Here is a 17,598-nt window from a genome sequence, read left to right as displayed (position 1 = left end):
TGGGTTGCCGCCTTCAATGCCTGATCACGCCCAGCAGCAGCGTGACGACAAAGACGACAAGGAAGATGTAAAAAAGTATCTTCGCGATCTCCGCCGCGCCGGCCGCGATGCCGGTAAAGCCGAATACGGCGGCGATGATGGCGATCACGAAAAACACGATGGCGTAATGAAGCATGACCTTTTTCCTCCGGTTGGCTGCGCGCGTCGGCGGCTTGCTGTGGCGGGCGGGTCGCTCGTTGTCGCTTTGTTGTTGCCTCGTCGCGAGGTACCGCGCGCCACCACATCCACGCGTCCATGCACGCAGTGATGTCGCGTTGAAATTCTCTTCGGCCGTTTGCTTTTCCGGTGTCCGGTCTTTCCGCGCCTGCGTTTGCGCTGAACGAAAACGCAGGCGCGGACGTCGCGGACACCGAAGCCAGGTGAGCAACCGCCGTTCCCGGCACGCTGCTGCGTTGCGGCGCCCGTTGGTGTGCCCATGCGGGCACGCCACTTGCGAATGCGCTGAAGGTTTCAAACAGAAAGGGAGAAAACCGGTATGACGACTCGACTCATCGCCTGGCTCGTACTCGCCTGCTCGACGGCACTCGCCGCCTGCAATACCGTGGCGGGCGCCGGACAGGACATCTCCAAGGGCGGGCACGCCATTACCAATTCGGCCGAACAGCACGAGTAGCAGCACGGCCGCGGGCCGCAGCGGGCCTCGCCGCGCTTGCACGCTTCTATGGCGGCGGGCTTGCTGCGCCGTTTGCGGTCGGCGTATTCCCCGCTCGTGGGTCCGCTCGCGGGCCCGAAACGCTGCATTTCAACGCTTCGTCGGAGCTCATGGCCAATCGAGGCGGCCGGCTCGCTGCCGGCTGCCGTCCCCGGCCTGACGAGTCCCCGCACCTCCTTCCGTTAGAACCTTCCTTCGACGGCGCCTTCCCCGGCGGCGTGTATCGTCATGCGCGTCCTCCTCTTTGCGCGTGACCCGCATGCCCTCGCCCTATCCGCATCTGCTCAGCGAACTCGACCTTGGCTTCACCACGCTCAGAAACCGCGTGGTGATGGGCTCCATGCATACCGGCATGGAAGATCGCTTCTGGCACTACCCGAAACTGGCGGCATACTTTCGCGAACGTGCGCGCGGCGGCGTGGGGCTCATCGTGACGGGCGGCATCTCGCCCAATCGCGAAGGCTGGCTGCTGCCGTTCGGCGGCACGCTCAATTCCGCGCTCGATCTGCACAACCATCGGCAACTCACGCGCGCGGTCCACGAGGAAGGCGGCAAGATCGCGCTGCAGATTCTTCACGCGGGCCGCTACGGCTATCAGCCGCTCGTCGTGTCGGCCTCGGCCGTGAAGTCGCCCATCTCGCCGTTCAAGCCGCGCGCACTGAGTGTTGCCGGCATCGCGCGCACCGTGCGCGCCTACGCGCGCTGCGCCCGGCTCGCGCAGCGCGCCGGCTACGACGGCGTGGAGATCATGGGCAGCGAGGGCTATCTGCTGAACCAGTTTCTCTGTCCGCGTACGAACCGACGCACCGACCATTACGGCGGCAGCATCGAAAACCGCATGCGTCTTGCCTGCGAGATCGTGGCCGCCGTGCGCGCCGCGTGCGGGCCGCGCTTCATCGTGATGTACCGGCTTTCCGTGCTCGATCTCGTGGACGGCGGCAACACCTGGGACGAAACGGTTCAGGTGGCGAAGGCGCTGGAAGCCGCGGGCGTCACGCTCTTCAATACCGGCATCGGCTGGCACGAGGCCCGTGTGCCCACCATCGTGACCTCGGTGCCGCGCGCGGCGTTCGCGCCGCTTGCGGCGAGGCTCAAGGCGGCGGTCGACGTGCCCGTGGTGGTGTCGAACCGCATCAACACGCCGGAGCTTGCCGAGCAACTGATCGCAGACGGCATGGGCGACCTCGTCTCGCTCGCGCGTCCGCTGCTGGCCGACCCGGAGTTCGTGGCCAAAGCCGCCGCGAACCGCGCCGCCGAGATCAACACCTGCATCGCCTGCAATCAGGCGTGCCTCGATCACACGTTCCGCAACGAACGCGCCACCTGCCTCGTGAATCCGCGCGCGGGGCGTGAGACCGAACTCGTCTACCGTCCGCTGGCGCCGGGCGAGCGCAAGCGCGCGGTAGCCGTGGTGGGCGCCGGGCCGGCGGGTTTGTCGGCGGCCACGGTGGCGGCGTTGCGCGGCCATCGGGTGACGCTGTTCGAGGCGCAGCCCATGATCGGCGGGCAGTTCAACCTGGCCATGCGCATTCCGGGCAAGGAGGAGTTCAGGGAAACGATCCGCTATTTCGAAAGCCAGCTGGCGCTTCATGGCGTGGAAGTGCGGCTCGGCACGCGCGTGGATGCGCCGACGCTGGCCGCCGCGGGCTTCGACGACGTGATCGTCGCGACCGGCATCGTGCCGCGCCGTCCGCAGATTCCGGGCATCGACGCGCCCAACGTGCTCTCCTACCTCGACGTGCTGAACGGTGCGCCCGTGGGGCGCCGTGCCGCGTTGATCGGCGCGGGCGGCATTGGCTTCGACGTGGCCGCGTTCCTGCTGCATCGCGCGGACGAGCCGTTGCCACAGCCGCGCGACGACTGGTTCGAGGAATGGGGCGTGGACGCCGAGGTGCGCGAACGCGGCGGACTCAAGCCGCCGCGCCCCGCCGACCCGCCGCGCGAACTGTGGCTGCTCCAGCGCAAGACCGGCAAGCCCGGCGCGGGCCTGGGCAAGACCTCCGGCTGGGTGCACCGCGCGGTGCTCGCGCGCAACGGCGTGCAGATGCTGGGCGGGGTCGCGTATCTCGAGATCGGCGCGCAAGGGCTCAAGATTGCGCGCGGCGGCGAGGAGCAGTGGCTCGAGGTGGACACGGTCGTGATCTGCGCGGGCCAGGAGCCGCTGCGCGAGCTTTACCCGGCTGCTCAAGGCCATCAGGGCAACCAACGCGCTCCGGTTGCCGAAGGCCGCACGCGCTATCACCTGATCGGCGGCGCGGCGCTCGCTGCGGAACTCGATGCGAAGCGCGCGATTCGCGAAGGCGCGGAACTGGCGGCGCGGCTCTAAAGGGCCTTGCTCGTCGCGCGTCGCGCCCCTGTCGCCTGTTGTTCAACCGCTGTTCGTGACCTGCGACGGGTCGCAAGCCGTAAGCGGATCACGCCCCGCAACAACCGGCTACTGCTGCGCCCGCTTGCGGTCGAACACGAACGACATGCCCACGCTCACGAGAATCACCACCGTCGCGACGATGGTGGACCGCGTCACCGGTTCGCCCAGCAGCAGCGCGCCCAGCGCCACCGCCACGATCGGGTTCACGTACATGCAACTGCTCGCCACGATGGGGCTCGTGTGGCGGATCAGGTAACCGTAGGCGACGTAAGCGGCCATCGTGCCGATCAGCATGAGGTAGACGAACGCGAGGATCGGGAGGAAGTGGATCTCCAGCATCCGCTCGCCCGTGACGAGCGCGACGGTCGTGGACATCGCGCCGCCCAGGCCGATCTGCAACGCGGTGGAGAGAAAGAGGTCCGACGGCAGCCGCAGGCGGCTTGCCAGATGCGCGCCGCCGGCCCAGAAGAGCGCGCCGCACAGAATCGCGAGGCTGCCGCCCGCGGTGCCCGTGGTCTCGCTGCCGCTGCTCAGGATCGCGATGCCCACCAGGCCGAGCCCCACGGCAATCCATTCGCCCTTCGCGATGGGCCGGCCCGCGATGGCGGCGATGACCGTGGCGAAGAGCGGCACGGTCGCCACCATCACGGCCGCCGTGCCGGTGCCCACGGTGCGCATGCCGAAAGCCAGCATGCCGCTCGAAAATCCGACCAGCATGGTGCCCACCATCCCGGCGTTGCGGACCTCGACGAGATCGGGCAGCACGGGGTTGCGCCGCATCGCGAACACGAAGAGGCCGATGCCCGCGAACAGATTGCGCAGCCCCGACATCAGCAACGGCGGGAACGAGCCGAGCGCGACGTGCACGGCCAGATACGTCGAGCCCCAGACGATGTAGACGACCATCAGCGCGAGCGCGACACGTCCGCCGCGCGTGGCGGGCAGGCGCAGTGCGAAGCGCGGGGAAAAACCGGTGGGTAAGCGCGTGGGCAGGCGAAAAGACATGGTTCAGTCCGCCCACCCGGCCGGGGCTGCCGACGCCGCTTGTGCCGGCCGGGCCCACGCCTGCACTGAAAAAATCGCGTGATGAAAACGCACGGCGGCGAACGGCGCACGGCAGGCTGGGCTGAACGGCATGGCGGTAGAACGGGAAGTGCTTGCAGTACGTGTGGAAGGAAACCGGCGCGGCGCCGGATGCGCGAGGAAGCGGACCCGCCAGCGGGCAACCCGACAACGAAGCCACCCCGCAACGGGCGCCGCCGCGCCCTCGCGCATTATGCAATAAGCGCGGCGCGCGGCCGTTATTGAAATGTAACGTGCAGGCCGGTCGGGGTTCGCGCCGGGGTTCGCGTCCGCCCGGCTAGTGCGGCGTGATTTACGAAGGCTCGGCCTCGCCGTCGCGCAGGGCGCCTCTCGTTCCGCTTCTCGTCCCTTCTCTCGTTCCGCTTCTCGACGCATCCCGCGACTCGGCATGCGGCCCGGTTGCTGCCTCGGCATAACCGGCGCGACGCGCCACGCTTTGCGCACGTGCAACGGCACGGCCCGCACGGCGCGCGCGGCGTGCGCTCCTCATCCGCGTCATCTGCATCACCACGCAGAACGCCACGGGCGTGAACACGAGACCGAGCAGCGTCGCGCCGATGATGCCGCCGAACACGCCCGTGCCGATGGAGTGCCGGCTCTCCGCGCCCGCGCCGCTCGAAATGACGAGCGGCACCACGCCGAGCAGGAACGCCGCCGAGGTCATCAGGATGGGCCGGAAGCGCATCGCGCAGGCATCGACGATGGCGCGGCCCAGCGGCACGCCGCGCGCGCAGAGTTCGCGCGCGAACTGCACGATCAGGATGGCGTTCTTGCCCGAGAGCCCGATCACCGTGACCATGCCGATCTTGAAGTAGACGTCGTCGGGCAGCCCGCGCACGAGCATCGCGCAGATCGCGCCCGTCACGCCGAGCGGCACGACCATCAGCACCGCGAGCGGCACGGTCCAGCTTTCATAGAGCGCCGCGAGCGCCATGAACACCGCGACGAGCGACAGGCCGATCAAAAGCGGCGTCTGCCGCGCGGCCTCGGTTTCGGCCTGCGCCGCTTCGGCCCAGTCCCACGCAATGCCGGTGGGCAGCGTGGCCGCGAGGCGTTCCATCTCGGCCATCGCCGCGCCCGAGCTGTAGCCGGGCGCCGCATGGCCGGACACGTCGAGTTCGGGGTAGCCGTTGTAGCGCGTGAGCATGGTGGGGCCGCGGGTCCAGTGCAGCGCCGCGAACGCCGAGAACGGCACCATCTGCCCCGACGCATTGCGCACGGAAAGGCTCAACAGGTCCTGGTCGCGCATGCGCGCCGACGCCTGCGCGCCCACCATCACGCGCTGCATGCGGCCGTTGGCAGGAAAGTCGTCGATGTAGGTCATGCCGAACGTGTTGCCCAGCACGTCGGCGATGGCGTCGAACGGCACGCCCATCGCATAGGCTTTCGCGCGGTCGATTTCGAGCACGATGCGCGAGGCGTCGGGCAGCGTGTCGGAATGGACGTCGGCGAGCACGGGGTCGTGGCGCGCCATGTCGAGCAGACGCTCGCGGCCCGCCTCGAGCGCTTCCATGCCCACGCCGCCGCGGTCTTCCAGATGGAACGAGAAGCCCTCGGCGTGGCCGAGCCCCGGCACGGAAGGCGGCAGTTGCGCCACCACGCTGCCTTCGGGGAACGTCGCGAAGGTTTTGTTGAGCGTGTCGCGCAGCGTCTGCGCATCGACGCTGCGCTTCGCCCAGTCCGTGAGTTCCACGAAGGCCATGCCCACGTTCTGGCCGCTGCCCTGATAGCTCCAGCCGACCACGGTCGTGACGTGGCCCACGGCGCGCTCGCGGCGCAACACCGCCTCCACGCGTTCGAGCGTGGCGAGCGTGCGCGCCTGCGTCGCGCCTTCGGGCATCTGCACCATGACCTGCAACTGGCCGCTGTCTTCGGTGGGCAGGAAGCCACCCGGCATGCGCGTATAAAGCAGCGCGCACACCACGGCGAGCGCCACCTGCACCGCAAAGACGGGGCCCGCGCGCCGCAGCAGCTTCACGACGAGCCAGCGGTAGCGGCCCGAGGCGCGCTCCACGCCCGCGGCAAAGCGCGCCGTGATGCCAGTTTCGCGGGCGCCGGCTTCGCGCGGTGCAGGCGCCTTCAGCAGATTCGCGCACAACGCGGGCGTGAGCGACAGCGCCATGAACGCCGACACGAGAATGGCCGCGATCATCGCAATCGCGAACTGCCGATAGATGCCGCCCACGCTGCCGGGAAAGAACGCCATCGGCACGAACACCGCCGTGAGCACGGCCGTCACGCCGACGATCGCGCCGCCGATCTGCGCCATCGCGCGCCGTGTGGCCTCGCGCGGCGGCAGCCCTTCCTCGTGCATGATGCGGTCGATGTTCTCCACCACCACGATGGCGTCGTCCACCAGAATGCCGATGGCGAGCACCAGCCCGAACAGCGTGAAGACGTTGATCGAGAGGCCGAACGCGTACATGGCGAGGAACGCGCCCATCAACGCGACCGGAATCACGACCGTGGGCACGAGCGTGTAGCGCAGGTCGCGCAGGAAGAGCCACATCACGCAGAACACCAGCACCACGGCTTCGGTCAGCGTGATGAGCACTTCGCTGATGGCGATTTTCACGAAGTGCGCCGTGTCGAACGGAATGGCCACCGCCACGCCGGGCGGCAAGGTCTTCGACACCTGCGCGAGCTTCGCGCGAATCGCGTTCGACGTTTCGAGCGCGTTGCCCGTGGGCGCGAGCTGGATGCCGACCGTGGCCGCCGGGTGTCCGTCGAGACGCGACCAGAACGTGTAGCTGTCGCGCCCCATCTCGACGCGCGCCACGTCGCCGAGGCGCACGGTCGCGCCGCCGGGCAGCGCCTTGAGCACGATGGCCGCGAAGTCCGCGGGCGTCTGCAACTGGCCCTTCACGGCGACCGAGGCGGTCAGCGTCTGCCCGGCCACCGCGGGCGCATCGCCGATCGCGCCCGCGGTCACCGCCGCGTTCTGCGCGCGGATGGCCGCCGTCACGTCCGCGGGCGACAGGTCGTATTCGCGCAGCTTCATGGGGTCGAGCCAGATGCGCATGGCCTCGTCGGAGTCCCATAGCTCGGCCGAGCCCACGCCGGGCGCGCGCTTCAGTTCGCGCAGCACGTAGCGGCTCATGTAGTTGCCGAGTTCGGCCGAATTGCGCGTGCCGTCCGTCGACGTGAGCGTGACGAGCATGAGGAACGTGTTGGCCGCCTTGTCCACCACGATGCCCTGCTGCGCCACCTGCTGCGGCAGACGCGGCTCCACCTGCTTGAGCCGGTTCTGCACGTTGACCATCGCGATGTCGGGGTTCGAACCCGGCGCGAACGTCACGTCGATTTCGAGGTTGCCGAGCGCGTCGCTCGTGGTCTCGTAGTGCAGCAGACCATCGATGCCGTCGAGCCCTTCTTCGATCACGCTCGCCACGTTGCTGTCGATCACCTCCGCCGACGCGCCCGGGTACGTCGCGCCGATCACGATGCGCGGCGGCGCGAGCCGCGGGTACTGCGCGACCGGCAACAACGGCACCACCAGCACGCCCGCCACGATGAACGCGAGCGCGACGATCCAGGCAAAGACGGGACGATCGATAAAGAACGACGGCAAAGGCAATGGCTCCTGCTTAGTTTGCGCGAGGCGCAACGACTGCCGAAGCAAACGGCGGCGCATCGACGTAGCGCGCCATGTGCAGCGCGTCGGCCAGCACGCCGTCGCGCATCGCATAGCCGCGCGAGCGCCCTTCTTCCACGAAGCCGAACTTGCGGTACAGCGTGATGGCCGCGGCGTTGTCCACGAACACCCTGAGTTCGAGGCGGCGCAGCCCGAGCGACTGCTCGGCGCAAGCAATGGCTGCGGCCAGCAGCGCGGTGCCCACGCCGCGGCCCGCATGAGCGTCGTGCACGGCGATGCCGATTTCGGCGCAGTGCGCGCGCCGCGGCGGCTGCGGGATGACGTCCACGTGGCCGATCACGCGCGAGTCGAGCGTCGCGCAGAAGCTCATCGCCTGGACGCTGCCGTGCGTGCGCTTCGCTTCGCGCTCGACCAGCGTTCGTGTGGCGAGAAAGGGCGTGGCCAACGTACCGCGCCGCACGCCGGGCAGATTGAAGAGTGCGGCGAGGGCTTCCAGGTCCGCGGGTTCCGTGCGGCGCACGACGATCGCGCCCGGCTCATGTGCGCTGTGCGCTGCGTCCACGGTGCCCGGCAGGGGCGTGTCGAGTTCTTCCTCGCGTTTTTCCATCTGCTGGTTCATCCGATATTCGCCGCGTGCGCGGCAGCGTTCATGAAAGGCATGGCGTCGCGCAGCCGCGCCATGAGCAGCGTATCGACGAGCACGCCGTCGCGCAGCACATAGCCGCGAAGACGCGCCTCGATCTCGAAACCATGGGCCCGATAGAGGCCGAGCGCCGGCGCGTTGTCGGCATAAAGCTGGAGTTCGACGCGCCGCAGGCCCAGCCAGTTGTCGGCGACATCGAGCAGTTCCGCCATGAGACGCGAGCCGATGCCGCGCCGGTGCCAGGCGGGATGGACGCTGATGCCGAGGGACGCCGAGTGCGCGCGGCGCAGCCGCCCGGCATACAGTTCGGCGCAGCCCACGAGCGTCTCGCCCACCACGGCGACCATCGCGACCGAGGGCGGCGCGAATTTCGCGATCCATTCGCGCGTGGATTCCACCGTGTCGACGGCAAGGCGAATGCTGCCGTGATGGAACACAGTCGGGTCGGCATGCAGGGCGTGGAACTGCGGCGCGTCGGTCTCGCTCAACGGCCGCAGCGTGAGTCCTTCGGGCAGCGCGCGTGTCGTGGTCTTCATGTGCGCGGCTCACGTGTTGTGTGCACCTGTCGTCTCCGTCGTGTTTTCATACGTGCCGCGTTCCGGCGTTCGCGTGCCCGAGGCAACGTGCGATCTGTCTCCCATTCAAAGCGTCAGCTCGAACGACTTCGCCAGCACGCCCGGCAGCTTCATGCCGCCCGTCTCGCGCTCGCCGTAGGTGTGGTCCGAGAGCAGCAGTTGCGGCTCGGCGTCGAGCCGCTCCAGTTCGCTGCCCAGCAGCCGGTACAGGCTGTCGTCGAAGCGCATCGCATCGACTGGCGCCACGATGCGCCCGCCTTCCACCCAGAACGTCGCGAAGCGCGTCATGCCGGTGAGCCGGCCGTTCAGGCGGTCGGAGAAATTCACGTACCAGAGGTTGCCGATGTAGAGGCCGGTATCGAGCGCCTTCAGTACGTCTGCGGCCGCGAGGTCGCCGCCTTGCATGGAAAGCGAGGTGGGCACCTCGCCTTCGTGCGCGCCGTTCGGCACGAGCCCGTATTCGCGGGCGCTGCGCGCGTTGGTCAACTGTCCCGCGCTGCGGCCCTCGGTGACGAGCGGCACGCTCTCGCGCAAGTAGCCGTCCGCGTTGAAGGCAGGCGTGATGCCGAGGCTCAGGTCTTCGGTCATCGTGACGCGCGCATCGAACGCGACCTCGCCGCGATGCAGGCGATACAGCGCGCTTTGCGCCGTCTGCTGCTGACGCGCCGAAAAGCCGTTCCAACCGGTGGTGCCCAGCAGTTCGCGCAATGCCGCGGGCGCGAGGTAGGCGCGATAGCGGCCCGGCGCGAGCACGCGCGGCGCCTCGCCGAGCACGGGCAACCGTTGCGCCGCCTCTTCCATCTTGCGGGCGAACACGGCGTCGTCCCACGACTCGCCCGAGTAGACGGTCTTGATCGCGCGCCCGCCCGGGCCATACAGCGACCAGCTGAAATCGAAGTTCTCCACTTCGTACCAGCCGCGGCTGCCCGCCGACGACGCGAAGCCGCGCGCCACCGTGCCGCCCGCGTAGAAGCCCACGAAGTCGAGATGCCGCGCGCTTTGCTCGACGAGCCGCACGAGCGTCTGCGGCTCGGGCAGCGCGCCCGTGCGCTTCGTCTCCTGGGTCCACGGCGTGGTGTCGAAGAGCACGTGCGGGTCGTCGGATGCATCGCGCAGGCTCTCGCGCAGCATCGCGACGGTGGCCGCCGCTTCGCGCAAATCCGTGGCGGCGTCGCCGCTCGCCGTAAAACTCGCATAGGCCTGGCGCATGCCGTCAATCAGCCGCAGCGTCAGCGTGCCCTGCGATACGTTGCCGATCTGCCGCACCTTGCCCGCGTTGAAGCGGATGAACTCCGAATGCTCGCCCGAGAACCACACGAGCGTGGTTTCGCCGGTGCGGCGCATGCGGCCGATCTCGTCGGCCAGCAGCGCGAAGTGGCGCTGCCAGCCGAGCGCCGCGACGTCGCTGGAGAAATAGGTCTCGGCCATCAGGCGCCTCCGAACACGTCGACGTTGCGGAACACGCACGCGGGCGACGCGTGCCCCACGCGGATGATCTGCGCCGGCTCGCCCTTGCCGCAATACGGCGTGCCGTAGACCTCCCACGTCGATTCGTCGCCCACGGCCGCGAGGCTGCGCCAGAAGCTCGCGGAAATGCCGCGGTAGTTGGGTTGCTTCACGACCTGCGTGAGCCGGCCGTTTTCGATCAGCTGTCCGAACTCGCAGCCGAACTGGAACTTGTTGCGATGATCGTCGATGGACCACGACGTGTTCGACGACATCAGAATGCCGTGCTCGATGCCCGCAATCATCTCCGCGAGCGAACTCGTGCCGGGCTCGATGTTGAGGTTCGCCATGCGGTCGATGGGCGGGCGGTTCCAGCTCGACGCACGCGAATTCGCCACGCCCGGCAGATGCGCGCGCTGCTGCGAAAGCGCGCCGCCCAGCGGCCGTTCGAGCACGCCGTTGCGGATCAGATACTGGCGGCTCGCCTCGCTGCCGTCGTCGTCGAATGCGTAGGACGCGGCCTCTTCGGGCGGCTGCGGGTCGAACGTGACGTTGAGCAGTTCCGAGCCGTATTGATAGGTGCCGAACATGTCGGGCTTCACGAAGCTCCAGCCCGCGAAGTTGCGCTCGTCGCCCAGAATGCGGTCCAGTTCGAGCGGATGCCCGATCGACTCGTGAATCTGCAACATCATCTGGTCGGGCATGAGCAGCAGATCGCGCACGCCCGACGGGCAGTTCGGCGCGGCGAGCAGTTGCAGCGCTTCGTCGGCCACGCGCACGCCCGCACCGTCGAAGCCGCGCCGCGCGAGCACTTCCACGCCGCCCTGCGCGAGCCCGCTGTGATGGCCGCCCAGCGAACGCATCTGCGTGTCGCCGTTCGCGTGCGCCGCCACGCTCAAATGCGGCAAGACGAAACGAAAGCGCTGTTCGATGCGCACACCGTCGCTCGTCAGATAGACCTGCTCGGTCTGCGTGATCTCGACGCTCGCGGTGCGCTCCACGATGCGGCTGTCGATCTGCGCCGCCGCGCATTCGCGCGCCAGCCGCTCGATCCATTCGCGACGGCCCGGCAACGGGGCCTGAACGTTCGGCGACGCGTAGCTGCCGCTTGCCGAAGGCCGCGGCACGCTGCGCTGATCAACGAGCGCGAACGCCTCGGCCGCGCGTGCGCGGGCAAGAGCGCTATCGAGCGCGGCCTGCAAGCCGGCCGCCGAAAGGTCTGCCGTGGCCGCGTAGCCCGCGCCCGCACCGGACCATGCCGTGAGCATCGCGCCGCGGTCGCGCGCCATGCGCAGCGGTTGCACGATGTCGTTGCGCACCGCGTGGGTTTCCGTGCGCTCGTCCACGACGCGCAGCGACCAGAAGTCCGCTTCGCTCGAAAGCGACTTCGCCGCGTGCGTCCAGCTTTCGTCGGTCATGCCAGTTCCTCGCGGGTGTCGGCCTGCGGCGCCTGCATGGAAGCGGCAAGCAGCGACCGGGTGTAGGGATGCGCGGGAGCGCGCAGGACCTCAAGCGTATCGCCCGCTTCTACGATTCGTCCAGCCTTCATCACGATGACGCGATGCGCCATGGCGCGCATGACCGCGAGGTCGTGCGTGATGAAGAGATAGCTGAGCCCGTACTTCTTTTGCAGCCGCGTGAGCAGATTCAATACCTGCTGCTGGACCGACACGTCGAGCGCACTGGTGGGCTCGTCGAGCACCAGCAATTCGGGCTCGACGGCAAGGGCGCGCGCAATCGCGATGCGTTGCCGCTGGCCGCCCGAGAATTCGTGCGGATAGCGCAGCAGCGCGTCCGCCGGCAGCCCCACTTCTTCGAGCAGTGCGCTCACGCGGGCACGCCGCTCTTGCGGAGCGATTTCGCGACGATGCACACGCAAGCCCTCGCCCACGATCTGCTCGACCGTCATGCGCGGCGACAGCGAGCCGAACGGGTCCTGAAACACCACCTGCATCTGCGCGGACAGTGCGCGGCGCGCCTGCGGCGTGCGCAAGCTCGACCACGGCTTACCGTCGATCAGAATCTGACCCGAGGCCGCGCGCTGCAAACCAAGCACCGTGGACGCGAGCGTCGATTTACCGGACCCCGATTCGCCCACCACGCCGAGCGTCTCGCCCCGGCGCAGGGTCAGATCCACTTCGTGCAGCGCGCGAAACGACGCACTGCCGAAGAGCGAACGCCAGCCCTTCGCGTGCGTGCGGTAATCCACAGCGAGTTGCTTCACGTCGAGCACGGTCGCGGCATCCGAAGGCACGGCGCCCACCTGCCGGCGCGGCTCGCTGTCGAGCAACCGCTTCGTGTAGGGATGCTGCGGGTTGGCGAACAGCGCTTCGGTCGTATTGATTTCGACCAGCACGCCCTTCTCCATCACGGCCACGCGCTGCGCGAAACGGCGCACGAGATTGAGGTCGTGCGTGATGAGCAGCACGGCCATGCCGCGTTCGGCCGCTTCCTGTTCCTGAAGCCCGATCAACAGATCGACGATCTGCTGGCGCACGGTGACGTCGAGCGCCGTGGTGGGCTCGTCGGCGAGCAACAGACGCGGACGGCACGCGAGCGCCATCGCGATCATCGCGCGCTGACGCTGGCCACCGGAAAGCTGATGCGGAAAGCTGTCGATGCGTCGTTCGGGCTCCGGAATACCTGTGCGCCTGAGCAGCTCGATGCCGCGCGCGCGCGCCGCATTCGGGCGCAGGCCTTCGTGCAGCCGCAAGCTCTCGGCAATCTGCTTGCCGATGGTGAAGAGCGGATTGAGCGCCGTCATGGGCTCCTGAAAGACCATCGCGACGTCGGCGCCGCGAAGGCCGCGCATCTGCTGTTCGGTCTTGCGCAGCAGGTCTTCGCCGTCGAGCAGGATGCGGCCCGTGTACATCGCATGCTGCACGAGCCGCAGGATGGAGAGCGCCGTCACACTCTTACCGGACCCCGACTCGCCCACGAGCGCCACGCGTTCGCCGCGTGCCACGCAGAGGTTGAGGTCGCGCACGACAGTGCGGTCGCCGAATGCGACGGAGAGGTTTTCGATTTCGAGCAGCTGGCGCGGCGAGGTAGGCATCAGCATCACTTTGCGCCTCCGAATGCCGAGCCGCGCGAGCGGGTGTCGAGCGCGTTGCGCAGCGCGTCGCCCATGAAGGTGAGCAGCAGCAGCGTCACGACGAGTGCGGCAAAGGCCGAAATGGAAATCCACCACGCGTCGAGATTGTTCTTGCCCTCCTGCAACAGCTCGCCCAGGCTCGGCGTGGGCGGCGGCACGCCGAGGCCCAGAAAATCGAGGCTCGTGAGCGAGAGAATGGCGGCGCTCATGCGAAACGGCAGGAACGTGATGACCGGCGTGAGGCTGTTGGGCAGGATGTGACGCCAGATGATCTCGCGATTGGACAGGCCCATGGTGCGCGCGGCCTTCACGTAGTCGAGCGAACGGTTGCGCAGGAATTCGGCGCGCACGTAGTCGGAGAGCACGAGCCAGCCGAACAGCGAGAGCAACACGAACAGCAGCCACAGCGTGGGCTGGAAGATGGAAGCGAAGATGATGAGCAGATAGAGATCGGGCATGGAACTCCAGATCTCGATCAGACGCTGGCCGATCAGATCCGTGCGGCCGCCGTAGAAGCCCTGTAACGCGCCCGTCAGCACGCCGAAGAACACGCCGGACGCGGTGAGCGCGAGCGCCATCAGCACCGAGACGCGAAAGCCGTACAGCAGGCGCGAGAGCACGTCGCGGCCGAACTGGTCGGTGCCGAGCCAGTTCGACGACGACGGCGGCGCGGGAAACGGGCGCACCGCGAAGTAGTCGATGGTGTCGTAGTGGTTATGGTTGGGCGGATAGATCGCGAAGTTGCCGTTCGACGTGATGCGCGAGCGGATGTACGGGTCGAGGTAATTGGCCTTCGCAGGGAAGTCGCCGCCGAACTGCGTTTCCGGGTAGTCCTTCACGATCGGAAAGTAGTAGTGCCCTTCGTAGCGCACCACGAGCGGCCGGTCGTTGGCGATCAGCTCGCCGACAAGGCTGATGGCGAACAGCGTGACGAAGATCACGAGGCTCCAGTAGCCGAGCCGTTGGCTGCGAAAGCGCAGCCACGTGCGCCGCCACGGCGACGGCGATTGCGGCATGTGGGGGGGCGGCGAAAGCGACGCGGCCGGCAAGGCCGCGTCCGTCTCAGCGGTCCATCCGTTCGAACTGGATGCGGGGGTCGACGATGACATAGCAGACGTCAGCAATGAGTTTGGTGATGAGGCCGATCAGCGTGAACAGAAAAAGCGAGCCCAGCACCACCGGGTAGTCGCGGCGAATCACGGAGTCGTACGAAAGCTGGCCCATGCCGTCGAGCGAAAAGAGCGTCTCGATCAGCAGGTTGCCGTTCAGGAAGGCGCCCACGAAGGCCGCGGGCAAACCCGTGAGGAGCGGAATGGCGGCGTTGCGCAGCACGTGCTTCCACAGCACGTCGCGCTCGGGCGCGCCCTTCGCGCGCGCCGTCAACACGTACTGGCGCCCGATCTCTTCGAGAAACGTGTTCTTCGTGAGGATGGTGACGATCGCGAAGTTGCCCACCACGGCCGCGGTGACGGGCAACACGATGTGCCAGAGATAGTCGAGCACCTGGCCGAACGCGGAGAGGCTTTCGAAGTTATCCGAAGTAATGCCGCGCATCGGAAAGAGTTGCCAGAACGTGCCGCCGCCGAACAGCATGAGCAGCAGCACGCCGAGCACGAAACCCGGAATCGCATAGCCCACCAGCACCAGCACACTCGTCACGGTGTCGAAGCGCGACCCGTTGCGCACGGCCTTCGCGATGCCGAGCGGCACCGACACGGCGTAGGTCAGAATCACGGTCCACAAGCCGAGCGTGATGGAGACGGGCAGCTTCGAGCGAATCACACTCCACACGCTCTGATGCTGGAAGTACGACTGCCCGAGGTCGAACGTCGCGTAGCTCTTCAGCATCATGAGGTAGCGCGTGAGCGGCGGCTTGTCGAAGCCGAACTGCTTGCGGATCTGTTCGATCTGTTCGGGGCTCACGCCCTGGCTGCCGTGATAGCCGCCGCCCCCGCTGCCGCCCTCGCCGTGATGCGCGCCGTGGCGCAACTGGTTCACGACCTGCTCGACAGGGCCGCCCGGCACGAATTGCGTCACGACGAACGTCAGCGTCACGACGCCGATCAACGTGGGCACCATGAGCAACAGACGTCGGATGATGTAAGCGAGCATGGTGGTCCTCAATGCGCTGCGGCCGTGGTGCCGGGTTGTGCCGCACCTTGCGGCTTGCAGTACCAGTAGTCGATCACCCAGTCCTCGTACTGGTAGGACTTCGGCAACACGGCGGGAAAGCCCAGCGTCGTCTTGTAGCCGATGCGCGCGTTCGGCATGTAGTACTGGGGCACGAGGTAGTACTCGTTGATGAGCACGCGGTCCAGCGCGCGCGTGGCCGTTTCCAGATCGTCGAGCGTCGTGGCGCTCACCGCCGCGTGCACAAGCGCATCGACGGCGGGCGAACGGATGCCGGGATAGTTCTCCGATCCGACCTCGCCTGCGGCCTTGCTGCCGAAACGGCGCAGCAGCTCGACGCCCGGAATCGTGACCGGCGGATAGATGAACGTGGTCATGTCGTACTGGAAGTTGTCGAGCCGGCGTTGATAGAGCGCCGCGTCGATTTCGTGCAGATACGCGTTGATGCCGAGTGTCTGCAACGCCTGGGTGTACGGAATAATGAGGCGGTCCATACCGGGCTGGTCGTCGATGATCTCGATGGTCATGGGCGTGCCGTTCGCATCGCGCAGGGCGCCGTCCTTGTAGTGCCAGCCGGCTTCGGCCAGCAGTTCACGCGCGCGGCGCAGGTTGGCGCGCAGCGAACCCGGCGGCAACGTGCTGGGCTGACGCACCATCGGGCCGAACACAGCCGGCGGCAGGTCCTTGCGGAAGGGCTCGAGCAGCGCGAGTTCCTTCGGTCCCGGCATGCCCGTGGCGCCGAACGGCGTGTCTTCGAAGTAGCTGTTCGTGCGCACGTACTGGCCGTAGAACATCAAGCGGTTCATCCAGTCGTAGTCGAACGCGAGCGCGAGCGCCTCGCGCACGCGCACGTCCTGGAACTGCGGCTTGCGCGTGTTGATGAGGAAGCCCTGCATCTGCGGGGGCCCATCGGGGAAGAGTCCCTTCGCCAGCAGGCCCGAGTTGAAGTTCTTGCCGACGTATTTGCGCGCCCATTGCGTGGCGCTGTACTCGACGTCCGTGTCGTCGTTGCCGGCCTTGAACGCTTCGAGCTTGGTGTACTGGTCGAGATAGAGCCGGAAATTGATGCGCTCGAAGCGGAACATGCCGCGCCGCGTAGGCAGATTCGCGGCCCAATAGTGCGGGTTGCGGCGGTAGGTGATCTGCTTGTCGTTGCGCCGCTGCTCGATCAGATACGCGCCGCTCGCAATGGGCGGCACGTTCGAGATCTGATCGAACGGGGGACGCGTGCCGTCGGGGCGCATGCCCCACTTCGGCGAGAAGATGGGCAGGTCGCCCGCGATGAGCGGCGCCGCGCTCGATGCATCGGCGAAGTCGAACCGTACCGTCAGGCGGTCCACCACGCTTGCACGTTTAATCACGGCGAACTGCGACGAAAAGAGCGGCGAAGCCTGCGGGCTTTTCAGCGTATCGAGCGAATACTTCACGTCCGCTGCGGTGATGGGGTCGCCGTTCGAAAAGCGCGCCGCGGGGTTGATGTGGAACGTGGCCGAGCGCCCGTCCGCCGCCACTTCGACGTCGTCTGCAATGAGTGGGTATTCGGAGGCGAGTTCGTCCCAGCTGCGCTGCATCAGCGTATCGAACATCAGGTTCTGGATGTCCGGCGCGGCCGCGCCCGTGACGAGAAACGGATTGAGCGAGTCGTAGCTTTGCAGCTCGTTGTAGTTCTGGAAATTCAGCGTGCCTTTGGACGGCGCGTTCGGGTCGGCGTAGTCGAAGTGCGTGAAATCCGGTGGATATTTCGGATTGCCGAACTGGGCAAGGAACGGTTTGGCTTCGGCAGGCAGCCCGTGCGCCGCGAGCATCGTGCCAAATGCGACGGCGCCTAGCCGAAGGAACATCGTGCGAAATACGCGATACATCTGGAGTTTCGTCATGGGTCACTCGATCCGCTGCTTCCCGCCTTTTTCTTTCCGGGCGGGAAGCAGCGTGTCCATCGGCAGAGGCCGTCA

Annotated in this window: 13 protein-coding genes; 2 read left to right on the top strand and 11 right to left on the bottom strand. The window is 67.3% G+C overall.

What is annotated here, in order from left to right:
- Positions 1 to 13: 13 nt before the first annotated feature.
- Positions 14 to 175, bottom strand: coding sequence for a DUF1328 domain-containing protein (locus tag U0042_RS25690; RefSeq protein ID WP_114814272.1), 162 nt, complete (start codon positions 173 to 175; stop codon positions 14 to 16).
- A 360-nt stretch (positions 176 to 535) separates the two neighbouring features.
- Here U0042_RS25690 and U0042_RS25685 point away from each other — a divergent pair, with 360 nt between their 5' ends.
- Together U0042_RS25685 and U0042_RS25680 are read left to right on the top strand one after the other, a co-directional pair.
- Entirely contained in the window at positions 536 to 673 is a 138-nt protein-coding gene (locus U0042_RS25685) for an entericidin A/B family lipoprotein (RefSeq protein WP_017777893.1), read from the top strand.
- Between the two features lie 298 nt (positions 674 to 971).
- On the top strand, positions 972 to 3,038 hold the full coding sequence (locus U0042_RS25680) for an NADPH-dependent 2,4-dienoyl-CoA reductase (RefSeq protein WP_114814273.1): 2,067 nt from the start codon (positions 972 to 974) through the stop codon (positions 3,036 to 3,038).
- Positions 3,039 to 3,146: 108 nt separating this feature from the next.
- Here the strand turns inward: U0042_RS25680 and U0042_RS25675 are convergent, their stop codons facing one another.
- From U0042_RS25675 to U0042_RS25630, 10 genes are all read right to left on the bottom strand, one after another.
- Positions 3,147 to 4,085 (bottom strand): EamA family transporter, encoded by a 939-nt coding sequence (locus U0042_RS25675; RefSeq protein ID WP_114814274.1) that lies wholly within the window; start codon positions 4,083 to 4,085, stop codon positions 3,147 to 3,149.
- A gap of 370 nt (positions 4,086 to 4,455) precedes the next feature.
- Positions 4,456 to 7,734: a multidrug efflux RND transporter permease subunit gene (locus U0042_RS25670; RefSeq protein WP_114814275.1), complete on the bottom strand. Its 3,279-nt coding sequence runs from the start codon at positions 7,732 to 7,734 to the stop codon at positions 4,456 to 4,458.
- A gap of 16 nt (positions 7,735 to 7,750) precedes the next feature.
- Positions 7,751 to 8,377 carry a GNAT family N-acetyltransferase gene (locus U0042_RS25665; RefSeq protein WP_232833535.1) on the bottom strand — a complete coding sequence of 209 codons (627 nt, stop codon included), beginning with the start codon at positions 8,375 to 8,377 and terminating at the stop codon, positions 7,751 to 7,753.
- Positions 8,374 to 8,937 carry a GNAT family N-acetyltransferase gene (locus tag U0042_RS25660; protein ID WP_114814276.1) on the bottom strand — a complete coding sequence of 188 codons (564 nt, stop codon included), beginning with the start codon at positions 8,935 to 8,937 and terminating at the stop codon, positions 8,374 to 8,376. Before U0042_RS25660 ends, U0042_RS25665 begins: the two co-directional genes overlap by 4 nt.
- 105 nt (positions 8,938 to 9,042) lie before the next feature.
- Positions 9,043 to 10,404: a TldD/PmbA family protein gene (locus tag U0042_RS25655; protein ID WP_114814277.1), complete on the bottom strand. Its 1,362-nt coding sequence runs from the start codon at positions 10,402 to 10,404 to the stop codon at positions 9,043 to 9,045.
- Complete coding sequence (locus U0042_RS25650) at positions 10,404 to 11,840, bottom strand: TldD/PmbA family protein (RefSeq protein WP_114814278.1); 1,437 nt, start codon at positions 11,838 to 11,840, stop codon at positions 10,404 to 10,406. Before U0042_RS25650 ends, U0042_RS25655 begins: the two co-directional genes overlap by 1 nt.
- A complete protein-coding gene (locus tag U0042_RS25645) occupies positions 11,837 to 13,483 on the bottom strand; it encodes an ABC transporter ATP-binding protein (protein ID WP_419150465.1) in 1,647 nt (548 codons plus the stop codon). The genes U0042_RS25650 and U0042_RS25645 overlap by 4 nt, the downstream gene beginning before the upstream one ends.
- Positions 13,483 to 14,625 carry an ABC transporter permease gene (locus tag U0042_RS25640; protein ID WP_114814279.1) on the bottom strand — a complete coding sequence of 381 codons (1,143 nt, stop codon included), beginning with the start codon at positions 14,623 to 14,625 and terminating at the stop codon, positions 13,483 to 13,485. Before U0042_RS25640 ends, U0042_RS25645 begins: the two co-directional genes overlap by 1 nt.
- Complete coding sequence (locus U0042_RS25635) at positions 14,579 to 15,628, bottom strand: microcin C ABC transporter permease YejB (RefSeq protein WP_114814280.1); 1,050 nt, start codon at positions 15,626 to 15,628, stop codon at positions 14,579 to 14,581. Before U0042_RS25635 ends, U0042_RS25640 begins: the two co-directional genes overlap by 47 nt.
- A gap of 8 nt (positions 15,629 to 15,636) precedes the next feature.
- Entirely contained in the window at positions 15,637 to 17,523 is a 1,887-nt protein-coding gene (locus U0042_RS25630; protein ID WP_114814281.1) for an extracellular solute-binding protein, read from the bottom strand.
- Between the last annotated feature and the right edge of the window lie 75 nt (positions 17,524 to 17,598).

It is taken from the genome of Paraburkholderia kururiensis (genome assembly GCF_034424375.1).
GTDB classification, from domain to species: domain Bacteria; phylum Pseudomonadota; class Gammaproteobacteria; order Burkholderiales; family Burkholderiaceae; genus Paraburkholderia; species Paraburkholderia kururiensis_A.
Note: the sequence above shows the minus strand (reverse complement) of the source record. Positions and strands in the feature narration are given on the sequence as shown.

Excerpts from the sequence above, each read along its gene's own strand:
- U0042_RS25635 (WP_114814280.1), bottom strand. The coding sequence starts at position 15,628 with ATGCTCGCTTACATCATCCGACGTCTGTTGCTCATGGTGCCCACGTTG.
- U0042_RS25680 (WP_114814273.1), top strand. The coding sequence starts at position 972 with ATGCCCTCGCCCTATCCGCATCTGCTCAGCGAACTCGACCTTGGCTTC.
- U0042_RS25665 (WP_232833535.1), bottom strand. The coding sequence starts at position 8,377 with ATGAACCAGCAGATGGAAAAACGCGAGGAAGAACTCGACACGCCCCTG.
- U0042_RS25650 (WP_114814278.1), bottom strand. The coding sequence starts at position 11,840 with ATGACCGACGAAAGCTGGACGCACGCGGCGAAGTCGCTTTCGAGCGAA.
- U0042_RS25645 (WP_419150465.1), bottom strand. The coding sequence starts at position 13,483 with ATGCTGATGCCTACCTCGCCGCGCCAGCTGCTCGAAATCGAAAACCTC.
- U0042_RS25685 (WP_017777893.1), top strand. The coding sequence starts at position 536 with ATGACGACTCGACTCATCGCCTGGCTCGTACTCGCCTGCTCGACGGCA.
- U0042_RS25640 (WP_114814279.1), bottom strand. The coding sequence starts at position 14,625 with ATGTCATCGTCGACCCCCGCATCCAGTTCGAACGGATGGACCGCTGAG.
- U0042_RS25690 (WP_114814272.1), bottom strand. The coding sequence starts at position 175 with ATGCTTCATTACGCCATCGTGTTTTTCGTGATCGCCATCATCGCCGCC.
- U0042_RS25675 (WP_114814274.1), bottom strand. The coding sequence starts at position 4,085 with ATGTCTTTTCGCCTGCCCACGCGCTTACCCACCGGTTTTTCCCCGCGC.
- U0042_RS25655 (WP_114814277.1), bottom strand. The coding sequence starts at position 10,404 with ATGGCCGAGACCTATTTCTCCAGCGACGTCGCGGCGCTCGGCTGGCAG.
- U0042_RS25660 (WP_114814276.1), bottom strand. The coding sequence starts at position 8,937 with ATGAAGACCACGACACGCGCGCTGCCCGAAGGACTCACGCTGCGGCCG.
- U0042_RS25630 (WP_114814281.1), bottom strand. The coding sequence starts at position 17,523 with ATGACGAAACTCCAGATGTATCGCGTATTTCGCACGATGTTCCTTCGG.